At 69.4% G+C, this 13,304-nt stretch carries 17 protein-coding genes; 11 read left to right on the plus strand and 6 right to left on the minus strand.

The features are described from left to right. Nucleotides 1-20 precede the first annotated feature (20 nt). A complete protein-coding gene (locus A3Q40_RS07130) occupies nt 21-302 on the minus strand; it encodes a YciI family protein (RefSeq protein WP_068100776.1) in 282 nt (93 codons plus the stop codon). A 52-nt stretch (nt 303-354) separates the two neighbouring features. Continuing rightward, nucleotides 355-918, minus strand: a complete 564-nt coding sequence (locus A3Q40_RS07135; protein ID WP_206028145.1) for an amino-acid N-acetyltransferase — start codon at nt 916-918, stop codon at nt 355-357. A gap of 188 nt (nt 919-1,106) precedes the next feature. Between A3Q40_RS07135 and pgsA the strand changes: the two genes are divergently transcribed. The 9 genes from pgsA (at nt 1,107) to A3Q40_RS07180 (ending at nt 7,618) form a co-directional block, all read left to right on the plus strand. After that, on the plus strand, nt 1,107-1,700 hold the full coding sequence (gene pgsA / locus A3Q40_RS07140; RefSeq protein WP_068100778.1) for a CDP-diacylglycerol--glycerol-3-phosphate 3-phosphatidyltransferase: 594 nt from the start codon (nt 1,107-1,109) through the stop codon (nt 1,698-1,700). Nucleotides 1,701-1,939: 239 nt separating this feature from the next. Further along, the gene (locus A3Q40_RS07145; protein WP_068100780.1) at nt 1,940-2,275 is read left to right on the plus strand and encodes a helix-turn-helix domain-containing protein; all 336 of its coding nucleotides are present in this window, start codon (nt 1,940-1,942) and stop codon (nt 2,273-2,275) included. A 162-nt stretch (nt 2,276-2,437) separates the two neighbouring features. After that, a complete protein-coding gene (locus A3Q40_RS07150; RefSeq protein ID WP_068100782.1) occupies nt 2,438-3,253 on the plus strand; it encodes a PspA/IM30 family protein in 816 nt (271 codons plus the stop codon). Nucleotides 3,254-3,270: 17 nt separating this feature from the next. Beyond that, nucleotides 3,271-4,041 (plus strand): phage shock envelope stress response protein PspM, encoded by a 771-nt coding sequence (gene pspM / locus A3Q40_RS07155; RefSeq protein ID WP_068100784.1) that lies wholly within the window; start codon nt 3,271-3,273, stop codon nt 4,039-4,041. A gap of 164 nt (nt 4,042-4,205) precedes the next feature. Then, on the plus strand, nt 4,206-4,391 hold the full coding sequence (locus A3Q40_RS07160; protein ID WP_068105532.1) for a hypothetical protein: 186 nt from the start codon (nt 4,206-4,208) through the stop codon (nt 4,389-4,391). A gap of 41 nt (nt 4,392-4,432) precedes the next feature. Further along, nucleotides 4,433-5,614: a glycosyltransferase gene (locus tag A3Q40_RS07165; protein ID WP_068100786.1), complete on the plus strand. Its 1,182-nt coding sequence runs from the start codon at nt 4,433-4,435 to the stop codon at nt 5,612-5,614. Nucleotides 5,615-5,685: 71 nt separating this feature from the next. Then, the gene (locus tag A3Q40_RS07170; protein WP_068100788.1) at nt 5,686-5,880 is read left to right on the plus strand and encodes a DUF3046 domain-containing protein; all 195 of its coding nucleotides are present in this window, start codon (nt 5,686-5,688) and stop codon (nt 5,878-5,880) included. Between the two features lie 161 nt (nt 5,881-6,041). Further along, nucleotides 6,042-7,085, plus strand: coding sequence for a recombinase RecA (gene recA / locus A3Q40_RS07175; protein ID WP_068100790.1), 1,044 nt, complete (start codon nt 6,042-6,044; stop codon nt 7,083-7,085). Nucleotides 7,086-7,087: 2 nt separating this feature from the next. Beyond that, entirely contained in the window at nt 7,088-7,618 is a 531-nt protein-coding gene (locus tag A3Q40_RS07180) for a regulatory protein RecX (RefSeq protein ID WP_068100792.1), read from the plus strand. Between the two features lie 19 nt (nt 7,619-7,637). On the opposite strand, the gene A3Q40_RS07185 is transcribed toward A3Q40_RS07180, so the two are convergent. From A3Q40_RS07185 to gluA, 4 genes are all read right to left on the minus strand, one after another. Beyond that, entirely contained in the window at nt 7,638-8,567 is a 930-nt protein-coding gene (locus tag A3Q40_RS07185; protein ID WP_068100794.1) for an amino acid ABC transporter permease, read from the minus strand. Then, nucleotides 8,564-9,196 (minus strand): amino acid ABC transporter permease, encoded by a 633-nt coding sequence (locus A3Q40_RS07190; protein WP_206028153.1) that lies wholly within the window; start codon nt 9,194-9,196, stop codon nt 8,564-8,566. The genes A3Q40_RS07185 and A3Q40_RS07190 overlap by 4 nt, the downstream gene beginning before the upstream one ends. 153 nt (nt 9,197-9,349) lie before the next feature. Then, nucleotides 9,350-10,180: a glutamate ABC transporter substrate-binding protein gene (locus tag A3Q40_RS07195; RefSeq protein WP_068100799.1), complete on the minus strand. Its 831-nt coding sequence runs from the start codon at nt 10,178-10,180 to the stop codon at nt 9,350-9,352. Nucleotides 10,181-10,214: 34 nt separating this feature from the next. Continuing rightward, on the minus strand, nt 10,215-10,943 hold the full coding sequence (gene gluA / locus A3Q40_RS07200; RefSeq protein WP_157889709.1) for a glutamate ABC transporter ATP-binding protein GluA: 729 nt from the start codon (nt 10,941-10,943) through the stop codon (nt 10,215-10,217). A gap of 193 nt (nt 10,944-11,136) precedes the next feature. Here gluA and miaB point away from each other — a divergent pair, with 193 nt between their 5' ends. Both miaB and A3Q40_RS07210 read left to right on the plus strand, forming a co-directional pair. Further along, nucleotides 11,137-12,669 (plus strand): tRNA (N6-isopentenyl adenosine(37)-C2)-methylthiotransferase MiaB, encoded by a 1,533-nt coding sequence (gene miaB, locus A3Q40_RS07205; protein WP_068100803.1) that lies wholly within the window; start codon nt 11,137-11,139, stop codon nt 12,667-12,669. After that, nucleotides 12,657-13,298, plus strand: a complete 642-nt coding sequence (locus A3Q40_RS07210) for an Rv2732c family membrane protein (RefSeq protein ID WP_068100805.1) — start codon at nt 12,657-12,659, stop codon at nt 13,296-13,298. The genes miaB and A3Q40_RS07210 overlap by 13 nt, the downstream gene beginning before the upstream one ends. Nucleotides 13,299-13,304: the final 6 nt, after the last annotated feature.

The raw sequence follows: 13,304 nt of genomic DNA on the forward strand, positions 1-13,304 counted from the left end.
CGGGCCGTGTTGCGTCCGGATCAGGCCAGGGCGCCGAGAACCGGCTTCCACTCCTGCACCGCGATCGCCTCGACGAGCTCGTCGCGGACGAACGGATCGTCGGCGAACAGGTCGCGCACGTCGGCCTCGTCCGTTCCCTGCGCGACGATGGTGGCGCCGCTGTCGTCGGGGTACGGACCCGCGGTCACCACGCGGTCCTGCGCGATCTGCTCCCGCAGCCAGTCCCGGTGCTCGGCGCGCACGCGGTCGCGGCCGTCGGCGGTGCTGGGCGAGTAGGTGTAGTGGACGAGGAAGTGCGGCACGGGGGCTCCGTTCGGGTCGAGTGTGTCGGTCGGGTGTGGCGGTTCTTACGAATCAAAGCGTCAACAGCATGCGCGTGTTGCCCAGGGTGTTCGGCTTGACGTAGCTGAGGTCGAGGAACTCGGCGACACCGGTGTCGTAGGACCGGCACATCTCGGCGTAGACCTCCGCGGTGACCGGGGTGCCCTCGATCTCGGAGAAGCCGTGTCGCGCGAAGAAGGACACCTCGAAGGTGAGGACGAACAGTCGCGACAACTGCAGTTCGCGGGCCACGTCGATCAGGGTGGTGACCACCAGATGACCGACGCCGTGGCCCTTGACGGCGGGGTCCACGGCCACCGTGCGGATCTCGCCGAGATCGGCCCAGAGCACGTGCAGCGCGCCGCATCCCGCCACGACGCCGTCGACCTCGGCGACCCAGAACTCCTGCACCGCCTCGTAGAGCGTGACCAGGTTCTTCTCCAGCAGGATGCGACCGGCGTAGATGTCGATCAACCGCTTGATGTCGGGGATGTCCGAGGTCCGCGCACGGCGAATGCGGACTCGCTCCGTGGACGGCGACGCCGGGTCGGGCGTGTCGTGGCCGACGCCGGGGTCCGGATCGAGCTCGGATGTCATGGGGGAGACAGTAGTGCCCGGCGGTACCGATATTGTGAGCCTGTGCCCAGTGCCGCAGCGTTGTCGCCACCCCGCCGAGCGGGCTGCCCGACGTGAGCGCGGAGTTCGACACTTCGCCGGGCGCACCGGGTGGCAGTGTCCCGGGAGGGCACGGCGGAGGCAGCGCCGCCGCTCCTCGAGAGGACGGCGTGGCCACGGCCGGTGCGGTCCGTCCGGCGCCGCTGCTGAACATCGCCAACGTGCTGACCGTGCTGCGCATCCTGCTGGTCCCGGTGTTTCTCTGGGCCCTCTTCGTCGACGGCGGACAGAGCGTCGGGTGGCGGTGGGCGGCGTTCGCCGTGTTCGCCATCGCCGCCATCACCGATCGCATCGACGGCCAGCTCGCCCGCAAGCACGGTCTGGTGACGGACTTCGGGAAGATGGCCGACCCGATCGCGGACAAGGCCCTCATCGGTGCGGCCCTGGTGGGGCTCTCCATGCTGGGCGTGCTGCCGTGGTGGATCACGGTGGTGATCGGTGTCCGCGAGGTCGGGATCACGCTCCTGCGGTTCGCCGTGCTGCGGCACGGCGTCATCCCGGCCGGTCGCGGCGGGAAGCTGAAGACCCTGGTGCAGGGTGTCGCCATCGGGCTCTACGTGATGCCCCTGCCGGCCGCCGTGGTGCCGGCGGCCATGGCGCTCATGTGGGCCGCGCTGATTCTCACCGTCGTCACCGGGGTGGACTACGTCGTGTCGGCGATGCGGCCGCGGGTCGCCGGTGCGGCCGACGCGCGCGCGACGTGACCGACACCGTCCGCTCGACACGGTGGTGGTGGCGTTAGGGTCGATCACCCGGCGCGAGTGGGGTGCGTTCACCCCGGCAGGGCTGGGTAACCGAATTGTCGAGGGGAGTCGGGAACCCTTCGGTCGGTGTCGGCGTTGGACGAAGAACGGGATTGTTCGGTCGAGGCGGTGACGCTCTCGATCCGGAAGCGGTCGACGCCTCCGGCAGTCCCACCGCACGAGAAACGAGGAGAGGCCACATGATGCTTCTGCGTGAGGCACTCGGCGACAGTCTTCGCCGCACTCGGGTCGCACAGAGCCGCACGCTGCGTGAGGTCTCCACCACGGCCAGGGTGAGTCTCGGGTACCTGTCCGAGGTCGAGCGGGGCCGCAAGGAAGCGTCGAGCGAGCTGCTCAACGCGATCTGCGAGGCGCTCGACGTTCCCCTGTCCGACGTGCTGTCGGACGTCAGCGTGGCGCTGGCTCCCGCGCCCGCCGAGGATCGGGCCGTCACGGCCGCACCCGGGGTGCGGGTGGACGACGGCACTCGGGTCGTCATTCCGGCACCGACCGCGCGGGCACTCGCGGCGGCATGACGTGCCGCGCGGCCGCCCGGGTTCGGTAAGCGGACCGCGGGTGAGACCCGAAGGTTCGAAATCGGGCGGCGCGCGTGGAACGATGGTCGATGAACAGCGGCCGGTGACCGTCGCCGGCCGGGTCGCGTAGCGGCGGATTCCACATGGAGGCAGGAAGAACCGATGGCCAATCCTTTCGTCAAGGGCTGGAAGTATCTGATGGCCCTGTTCAACTCGAAGATCGACGAGAAGGCGGACCCGCAGGTCCAGATCCAGCAGGCCATCGAGGACGCCCAGCGTCAGCACCAGGCCCTCTCGCAGCAGGCGGCCTCGGTGATCGGCAACCAGCGCCAGCTGGAGATGAAGCTCAGCCGCCAGCTCGACGAGGTGGAGAAGCTCAACGCCAACGCGCGCCAGGCCGTGACTCTGGCCGACCAGGCCAATGCCGCCGGTGACACCGAGAAGGCAGTGCAGTACACCAATGCGGCCGAAGCCTTCGCAGCGCAGCTGGTCACCGCCGAGCAGGGCGTCGAGGATCTCAAGGTTCTGCACGATCAGGCTCTGCAGGCCGCCAGCCAGGCCAAGAAGGCCGTCGAGCAGAACGCGATGACGCTGCAGGCCAAGGTCGCCGAGCGCACCAAGCTGCTCAGCCAGCTCGAGCAGGCCAAGATGCAGGAGCGCGTCTCGGAGAGCCTTCGGTCGATGGACTCCACTCTGTCGGCCCCCGGCAACACGCCGAGCCTCGACGCCGTGCGGGACAAGATCGAGCGCCGGTACGCCAACGCCCTCGGGTCCGCCGAGCTGGCGCAGAACTCCGTGCAGGGCCGCATGATGGAGGTCCAGCAGGCGAGCGTCCAGATGGCCGGCCACAGCCGTCTCGAGCAGATTCGCGCGTCCATGAAGGGCGACGCGATCACGTCCGGGCCCACCGCCGATCCTGCCGCCGCACCGAAGAATCTGTCGCCGCAGGCGAATCCGGAACGGCCGCAGGCCAACTGACCGCCGGACCGAACGTCATGCGAGAGCGACTCCAGGGCCGCGCCGTCACCGTGGCGCGGGCGGCGGGCCCCCTGATCGAGTCCGCTCGCACGTGGAACGATCCCCGGCGGCGTGCCGAGCGCAAGATCCGCCGGACCCGACGCCGCGCCACGTTCTTCGGTGCGGCGTCGGGGTCCAGCGCCGTCGGTACCGCCATGGTGGCGGTCGCCGCTGCCCCCGAGTGGGTGATCGTCGGCGGCGCCGGTGCCACCGCGCTCCTGGCCGTGCCGTCGGTGGCGGCACTGGCGGCCTACCGCCGACTACGCGGCGAGCCGTTGCCGGCTGCGCGGCCCGCGCCGCGCACCCTGCCTCCCTACGGATCGGCGGCCCGTGAGCCGATCGATCGGTTGCGTCGGTCCGAACAGAGCCTGCACGAATTGCTCGGCATCGTGTCCCGGTCGGGAACGGTGGCCGAGGACGACGTGCAGGACACCTCCCGTATCGCTGCGGCGGCTGCCGCGTCGCTGACCGCTGCTGCGGACGATGTCGTGGCCATGGAGCGGGCCGCCGAGGGCAGCGAGGCCGCCGCCGCGCACCTGCGCTCCGCCATCGCGTCCACCGCCGCCCGGCTCCGTGACGGTGTGGAGCAGTACGACGGGTTGGTCGCCGCCGCGGCCCTGCTGACCGCCCCGGCGTCCGGATCGGCTGCCGGCCCGGCGTCACGACGTGACGCGCTGCAGTTCGCCACGGACCGGCTCGAAGGGTGGGCGTACGGCCTGGACCGGCTGGACCGGTCGAACCGTCCCTGATCTCGGGGCCGGACCCCGGCCGCGTCGTCACCGGGATGGGTGACCACCCTGAGTTCCACCCTGAAATCGCTGTTCGGAGCGGGTTTTCGGGCCCGACGTCTGCCACGATCGACTGCAGGCGATCGGCGAGAAGCGCCCGACGCCGACGACGAAAGGTGGACGTCATGTTCTGGAAGATTCTCGGGGCGATCGTGCTGGTCTGGCTGGCCGTGGTGATCCTGGGCGCCGTGCTGAAGGCCCTCTTCCCGCTGCTGGCTCTCGCGGTGGTCGGTGCCGGTCTGTACTTCCTGTACCGGTCGATGACGGGGGAGAAGAACGGCACCGACAAGACCGTCGACTCGATGTTCTGAGGGCTAGCAGGTCCGACGACTCGGCTGGCTAGGCTGACTCGGTGCGAGTGGTGCTGATCGCCGGCCCCGACGCCGGTCACGCGTTTCCGGTGATGGCCCTCGCCGAGCGGTTCCGCTCCGCGGGTGACGAGGCCGTGGTCCTCACCGGCGAGCGGTGGTGGCAGGCGGGCCGTGCGGCGAGACTCGACGTGCGCCCCCTGCCCGGTCTGGAACCGCGGCCGGAGGACGACGACGCCGATGCCGGTCAGCGCATCCACGGCCGTGCAGCCCACATGTCGACGCAGGTGATGCCGGTGCTGACCGACCTCGCACCCGACCTGGTGGTAGCGGACGTGCTGACCGCCGGCGGCGGCATGGCCGCCGAGCGGTGCGGGATTCCGTGGGTGGAGCTCTCGCCGCATCCGCTCTACCGCCCGTCTCGCTCCCTGCCTCCGCTCGGCAGCGGTCTGGCGCCGGGGTCGGGGGTGCGCGGGCGTATGCGGGACGGCGTGATGCGTCGACTCACGGCTCGCTCGGTGCGCGCCGGAACGGCGCAGCGGTCGGCGGCGCGGATCTCGGTGGGACTGCCGGCGCTCGATCCCGGACCGGCGCGACGGTTGATCGCGACGATCCCGGCGTTGGAGGTGCCCCGGGCCGACTGGCCGTCGGAGGCGCGCCTGGTCGGCGCGCTGCTGTGGGAGCCCACCGACACCGTGCTCGACCTGCCGTCGGGGGACGAGCCGTTGGTGGTCGTCGCTCCCTCCACGGCCGCGACCGGTGAGGCGTCCACGGTGGACGTGGCGCTGTCGGCGGCGGCCCGGTCGAGGGCGTCGGGACTGCCGGTGCGGGTGGCGATCAGCGCGCTCGAGGTGCCGGGGCGGCAGCATGATGCCCTGCCGTCCTGGGCGGTTGCCGGCTCGGGTCGGCAGGACGTCCTCCTGCGCTCGGCGTCGGCGGTGGTGTGCGGTGGTGGCCATGGAATGTTGGCGAAGACCTTGTCGTCGGGAGTCCCCGCGGTGACGGTGCCCGGCGGCGGCGATCAATGGGAACTGGCGAATCGCGCGGCGCGGCAGGGCAGTTCGATTCCGGTGTCCCCGCCCGACGTCGATGCGCTGGCTCGGGCGTTGGCGCGCGTGCTGCGGGAACCGTCCTTCCGCCGTGCCGCGCGGCGCGCGGCGGCCGGAGCCGACGCGGTCCGCGATCCCGTGGCCGTCTGTCGGAGTGTGCTAGCCGGTCGTGCGTGAGTCGGGCTCGGGCGATCCGGGCTCGAGCGAGCGGATGTGTTCGGCGCTCGTTCCCCGGGTACGGTGAGACGGTGCGTCTGACCGAATTCCACGACCTCGTCGCCGAACAGTTCGGCACGGTGTACGGCGATTCCATCCTGGTCGACCACGTGGTGCTGTCCCTCGGCAATCGCACCGCAGCCGACGCCATCGAGGCGGGGGAGGACCCCAAGGACGTCTGGCGCGCACTCTGCGCCGAGTTCGACGTGCCGCGTTCGCGGTGGTGACCGCGTCCGGTCCGGCGTGTCGCCTGTCCGTCGAACAGGTGTTCGCTTAGAGTAGGTCTCAGTGACGACGTGGATCGGCTCGCCGAGCGGTTCTTGTCGGTGCCCCCCTCTACCTTGTCGACAGACATGCAGGGGACGAGAACGTCGAGAAGGAGACCATCATGGCGGCAGCAGCGTACGACAGGGACAAGGCCCTCGATCTGGCACTCGCGCAGATCGACAAGAACTTCGGCAAGGGCTCGGTGATGCGCCTCGGGGACGAGGCTCGCGCGCCGATCGCCGTCATTCCGACCGGCTCCATCGCGCTGGACGTGGCGCTGGGTATCGGCGGTCTGCCGCGCGGCCGGGTCATCGAGATCTACGGACCGGAATCCTCGGGTAAGACCACCGTGGCTCTGCACGCGGTGGCCAATGCGCAGGCCGCCGGCGGCATCGCGGCATTCATCGACGCTGAGCACGCGCTCGATCCGGACTACGCCGCGAAGCTCGGCGTGGACACCGACGCGCTGCTGGTCTCCCAGCCGGACACCGGTGAGCAGGCCCTCGAGATCGCGGACATGCTGATCCGTTCGGGCGCACTCGACATCCTCGTGGTCGACTCGGTGGCCGCCCTCGTGCCGCGCGCGGAGATCGAGGGCGAGATGGGTGACAGCCACGTGGGTCTGCAGGCGCGCCTCATGAGCCAGGCACTCCGCAAGATCACCGGTGCGATGAACAACTCCGGCACCACCGTGATCTTCATCAACCAGCTGCGCGAGAAGATCGGCGTCATGTTCGGCTCGCCGGAGACCACCACGGGTGGTAAGGCGTTGAAGTTCTACGCCTCCGTACGCATGGACATCCGCCGCATCGAAACGCTGAAGGACGGCACGGACGCGGTGGGCAACCGGACCCGCGTCAAGGTGGTCAAGAACAAGGTGTCGCCGCCCTTCAAGCAGGCGGAGTTCGACATCCTGTACGGCAAGGGCATCAGCAAGGAGGGCTCGCTGATCGACATGGGCGTGGAGCACGGTTTCGTGCGCAAGTCCGGCTCGTGGTTCACCTACGAGGGCGATCAGCTCGGCCAGGGCAAGGAGAACGCCCGCAAGTTCCTGCTCGAGAACACCGACATCCGTGACGAGATCGAGAAGAAGATCAAGGAGAAGCTCGGTATCGGTGCCGACGTCCGCACCTCCGACGAGGCTGCGGCGCCCGTCGAGTTCTGACGATGACCGGTGACGGCGGCGCGGGCGGGGGCACCGCGGAGCAGGCACGTGATGCTGCTCTGCGGTTGCTCACCGACCGGGCTCGGAGCCGCCATGAGCTGACCACGCGGCTGACCGACAAGGGGTTCGCCCCGGCGGTCACCGCGTCGGTGCTCGACCGGCTGACCGAACTCGGTCTCGTGGACGATCGCGATTTCGCCCATCAGTGGGTCAGGTCGCGGCACACGTACTCCGGCCGCGGCAAGCAGGCGCTGCGAAACGAGTTGCGCACCAAGGGCATCGATCCCGCGGTGGCCGCCGAAGCGCTGGAGACCATCGACCCCGAGGACGAGCGGGACCGCGCGCGCGAGCTGGTGGTGAAGAAGCTGCGGTCGCCGTCGGTGCGCGCGACGGCGTCGACCGACCGGGACAAGGTGCTGCGGTCGCTCGTGGGCATGTTGGCACGGCGGGGGTTTCCGCAGGGCATGGCGTTCGAGATCGCCAAGAGCGAGCTCGAGGCCGTCGGTGCGGACACCGACGGCCTCGAGAACTGACGCAGTTCTGGGCGCAGACCTACGTGCTCAGGCCCTGCTGGGTCGCATCACCGGCCAGCACCACGCCGGTGCTCTTCTTGCCACGTCGCAGTCGCTTCTCCAGGGCGGTGGCCAGGTAGGTGAGCAGCGAGTTCAGTGCGATCATGATGATGGCCACGATGATGAGGGCCGGCAGGTAGTTGCCGTAGAAGGCGCCCACCTGCTGCCCGGACCGCACCACCTCGACATAGCCGATGATGTAGCCGAGCGCCGAGTCCTTCAAGGCCACCACCATCTGGGACACGATGGCGGGGAGCATGGCCGTCACCGCCTGGGGCAACAGGATCATCCGCATGATCTGGCCCTTGCGCAGGCCGATGGCCTTGGCCGCCTCGGTCTGCCCCTTGGGCAGCGAGTTGATGCCGGACCGCACGATCTCCGCGATCACCGAGCCGTTGTAGAGCGTCAGGCCCGTGACCACCGCCGCCAAGGCGAGATACCGCGACTTGAACACGGCGTACTCGGCGTAGAACTGGTACAGGAAGATCATGAGGATGAGCACCGGGATGGCGCGGAACAGCTCCACGACGAATCCGGCGATCACCCGCACGGGCTTGTGGTCGGACAGTCGTGCGATGCCCAGCACCGCACCGAGTATCAGCGCGAACACGATCGACAGGCCGGCCGCGACGATGGTGCCCTGGATGCCCGGGATCAGATATGTGGTCCAGGTGGTGGATTCCGTGAACGGCTCCCACTTGGCCGACGTCAGCTGACCCTTCTCGTCGAACTTCACGTAGACGAAGTACGCACCGAACAGCAGCACCGCCAGCACGACACCGGACAGGATGTTGTTGCGGACCTTGGCCTTCGGGCCCGGCGCGTCGTAGAGGACGGTGGCGCGGTCGGCGGGTGCCTTCCGGGACTTCGGCGCGTCGGCGCCGGGCGTGGGAGTCTGCACCGTGGTCATCGAGCCACCGCCAATCGGTTGGACAGCCAGCCGAAGAACAGGCCGGTGGGAAGGGTGAGGATCACGAAGCCGAGCGCGAAGATGCCGCCGACCACGAAGATGGCGGCCTCGTTCTCGATCATCTCCCGCATGAGAATCGCGGCTTCGAGCACACCGATGGCCGCGGCCACCGTGGTGTTCTTGGTGAGCGCGATCAACACGCTGCCCAGGGGCGCGATGACCACGCGGAACGCCTGCGGCAGCACCACGTAGCGCACGTTCTGGGAGAACGTCAGGCCCAGCGACCGACCGGCCTCGGCCTGGCCGACGGGCACGGTGTTGATGCCGGACCGCAACGACTCGCACACGAACGAGGCCGTGTAGACGCTCAGACCGAGCACGGCGAGCCGGAAGTTGTTGTCGGCCTGGCCGGTCGGCGACTGCTGATCCGCGAGCGCGACGCCGAGGGTCTGGAAGAGGCCGAACGAGCAGAACAGCAGGATCAGCGTGAGCGGGGTGTTCCGGAAGATGGTGACGTACGTGGCGCCGATCCACCGTGCGACGGGAACGGGGGAGACCCGCATGGCCGCGAGAATCGTGCCGAGAATCAGCGCGCCGATCGCGGAGAGCACGGCCAGCTTGATCGTCATCCAGAAGGCGTCGAGCAGTTGGGGTGCGTAATCAAGGAAGATGTCCACCGACGACTCCTCGGGTGTGGGGACGATGTGCGGGGGGCGAGCCGACGCGCCGAGCGGGCGGTTCGACAGGTGCGAACCGCCCGCTCGGCGCCGATCGAGACGAGATCAGTAGCGGTCGACGGTCGGCTGCGCGGGCAGCGGGTAGCCGGACGCGCCGACGGTGTCCTCGAAGGCCTTCTGCCACGAGCCGTCGGCGATCATCGCCTCGATGGCGTCGTTGATCTTGGCGCGGGTCTCGTCGTCACCCTTGGCCAGGCCGATGCCGTAGCGCTCCTCGGTGAACGGCTCGCCGACCACCTTGAGCTCGCCCGGGTACTGCGCGGCGTAGCCGGCGAGGATGATGTCGTCCGTGGTCACGGCGTCGACGGCACCGTTGCGCAGCGCCTCGACGCACGCGGAGTAGGTGTCGTACGGCTGCAGTTGAACATCCGGGTACTGGTCGGCGATCTTCTGCGCCGGGGTGGATCCCGACACCGAGCACAGACGCTTGCCGCCGTTGAGCGAGTCCGGGCCGGTGATGTCGCTGTTCGAGGAGCTCACCAGGAGCGACTGGCCGGCGACGAAGTACGGCCCGGCGAAGTCGACCTTCTCCTTGCGCGCATCGGTGATGGAGTAGGTGGCCACGATGTAGTCCACCTCGCCGTTCTCGATCAGCGTCTCGCGCTGCGCCGAGGGCGATTCCTTGAACGTGATGTTCTCCGGGGTGACGCCGAGCTTGCCGGCGACGTACTTGGCCACCTCGACGTCGAAGCCGCTGAAGGAACCGTCGGGGTTGCGCAGGCCCAGGCCGGGCTGATCGAACTTGATGCCGACGGTCAGGTTGCCGCTCTCCGCGCTCTGCGACGCGCTGGTGGCCTCGTCGCCGCCACAGGCGGTGGCGGCGAAGGCGACGGCGAGAACGGCCGCGGCCGTGCGGGCGGTACGGGTGAAACGCATCGAATGTCCTCCGATAAATGGGTGTGTGGGAGCGTCAGTGACTGAGGATCTTGCCCAGGAAGTCCTTGGCACGATCGGATTTCGGTGCGGTGAAGAAGGTTTCGGGATCGGTGTCCTCGACGATCTGGCCGTCGGCCATGAAGATCACGCGGTCGCCGGCGCGGCGGGCGAAACCCATCTCGTGGGTGACCACGACCATGGTCATGCCTTCCTTCGCCAGCGAGGTCATGACGTCGAGCACCTCGTTGACCATCTCGGGATCGAGCGCGGACGTCGGCTCGTCGAAGAGCATGACCTTGGGGTTCATCGCGAGGGCGCGGGCGATGGCGACGCGTTGCTGCTGGCCGCCGGAGAGCTGGGCCGGGTACTTGTCGGCCTGGTTGGCGATGCCGACGCGCTCGAGCAGGCGCTGGGTGGTCTGCTCCGCCTCCTCTTTCTTCATCTTCCGGACCTTGGTCGGTCCGAGCATGACGTTCTCGCGAATCGTCTTGTGCGCGAACAGGTTGAAGGACTGGAAGACCATGCCGACGTCGGCACGCAGGGCGGCGAGCGCCTTGCCCTCCGACGGCAGCGGGTTGCCGTCGACGGCGATGGTGCCCTCGTCGACGGGCTCGAGGCGGTTGATGGTGCGGCACAACGTGGACTTGCCGGAGCCGGACGGGCCGAGGACGATCACGACCTGCCCGGCAGGAACGTCGAGTTCGATGTCCCGGAGCACGTGCAAGTCGCCGAAGTGCTTCTGCACTCCGTGCATCGCGATCATGGGGGCGGTGGACGAGCCGGACACGCGCTCGCCGTCGGGGTGGGTCATGGCGATGACCCTAGAGGTAGTTTTCCCCGCCACTGTCCGTTTTCGTGGTGGGTCGGCAGTTATGTAATGGAAACTTTACCGCCCCCGGAATCCCCTCCCGGGCGCTCCGACGGACCGTTCTCGTGGTCGCCGTACCCTGGAGGCCGTGGACACGATCGACCTTCCGACCCGGGCAGAGGGGGCGCGGACCTACCAGGTGCGCACTTTCGGATGCCAGATGAACGTGCACGACTCCGAGCGCCTCGCCGGGCTGCTGGAGGACGCCGGCTACGTCCCGGCCGCCGCGGGCGACTCCGCGGACCTGGTGGTCTTCAACACCTGCGCCGTGCGGGAGAACGCCGACAACAAGCTCTACGGCAACCTCGGCCAGCTCCGGCCCGCCAAGGACGCCGACCCGTCGATGCAGATCGCCGTGGGGGGGTGCCTGGCCCAGAAGGACCGCGACGTCGTGGTGCAGAAGGCACCCTGGGTCGACGTGGTGTTCGGCACGCACAACCTCGGATCGCTCCCGGCGCTGCTCGATCGCGCCCGGCACAACAGGCGTGCCGAGGTCGAGATCCTCGACTCGCTCGACGCGTTCCCCTCGACGCTGCCGGCCAAGCGCGACTCGGCCTACGCGGGGTGGGTCTCGATCTCCGTCGGCTGCAACAACACCTGCACGTTCTGCATCGTCCCGGCGCTGCGCGGCAAGGAAGTCGACCGGCGCCCCGGCGACGTGCTCGCGGAGGTGCAGGCGTTGGTGAACGAGGGCGTACTCGAGGTGACGCTGCTCGGGCAGAACGTCAACGCCTACGGCGCGTCGTTCGCCGATCCGGACACCCCTCGCGACCGCGGGGCGTTCGCCGCCCTCCTGCGGGCGTGCGGAACCATCGAGGGCCTCGAACGGGTGCGCTTCACCTCGCCGCACCCCGCCGAGTTCACCGACGACGTCATCGACGCCATGGCCGCCACCCCGAACGTCTGCCCGACGCTGCACATGCCGCTCCAGTCCGGGTCCGACCGCATCCTGCGGGCCATGCGGCGGTCCTACCGCCGCGAGAAGTTCCTCGGCATCCTCGACCGGGTGCGCGCCGCCATCCCGCACGCGGCGATCACCACCGACATCATCGTCGGCTTCCCCGGTGAGACGGAGGAGGACTTCCAGGACACCCTCGACGTCGTCCGGCGCGCGCGCTTCGTCAGCGCGTACACCTTCCAGTACTCGATCCGGCCGGGGACTCCCGCCGCCGAGATGGCCGATCAGGTGCCCAAGGCCGTCGTCCAGGAACGCTACGAGCGCCTCATCGCCCTCCAGGAGGAGATCGCCCTGGAGGAGAACCGTCGAGTGGTCGGTACCGAGGTCGAGCTGCTCGTCGCTGCGGACGCGGGCCGCAAGAACGCGGTGACCGAACGCATGAGCGGACGGTCCCGCGACGGTCGCCTGGTTCACTTCCGGCCCGTCGGAGCGGTGGACGGCGACGTGCGTCCCGGCGACGTCGTCACCACCCGCGTCACCGACGCCAAGCCGTACCACCTCGTCGCCGACGCCCCGCTGCGGACGCATCGGCGCACTGTGGCGGGCGACCGTCACGAACGCGGACTGCGACCGACCACCGCGCCGGTGGGAGTGGGCCTCGGCCTGCCCCGCATCGGCGCCCCGGCTCCCGAGCCGGCCCCGACGATGGGATGTGCACTGTGACCGAACCGAACGAACTGGACCGGGAGCGGTCTGAGCCGATGGACCGCGAGCGGTCGGCGGCCGACCTCGCCGCCGCCGAACGCCGCATCTCCGGCCGCATCGATCCCGGTGTCCGGGCCGTCGTGGTCGCCGCCGCCGTCCTGCTGCTCCTGCTCACGTTCGCGCTGCCGCACAGCGGTGCGGCGAACGGATGGGACGTCATCGCGTTCGACGAGGACGCCGCGGCGGAATCGATTGCGCTGCCGTCCCGGATCTTCGTCTGGTTGGCGCTCGTCTTCGCCGTCGGAGTCTCCGCCCTCGCGCTGGTGACCCAGCGGTGGGCGCTCGCGTGGATCGCCCTCTACGGCAGCGGCGTGGCGTCGGTGCTCGGGATGCTGGCGATCTGGTCCCGCCAGACCGTTCCGTCGAACCTCAGCGGCGCCGGCCCCGGCATCGGCCTGATCGTCGGGTGGCTGCTGGTCCTCGTGCTGGCGTTCCACTGGTTCAAGGTGGTGTGGAACCGGTCCACGCAGCAGTGGGCGGCCGCGTCGGCGCGCCGGGACGCAGCCATTCTCGACGAGGCCGCGCGCGAGACGGTGCTGGATCGGACCCGCCGCGACGGACGTCGGAACGCCCGCCGCGACGGCTGAGTCGAC

Origin of the sequence: Rhodococcus sp. PBTS 1, assembly GCF_001620025.1 — a bacterium.
Taxonomy (GTDB): domain Bacteria; phylum Actinomycetota; class Actinomycetes; order Mycobacteriales; family Mycobacteriaceae; genus Rhodococcoides; species Rhodococcoides kroppenstedtii.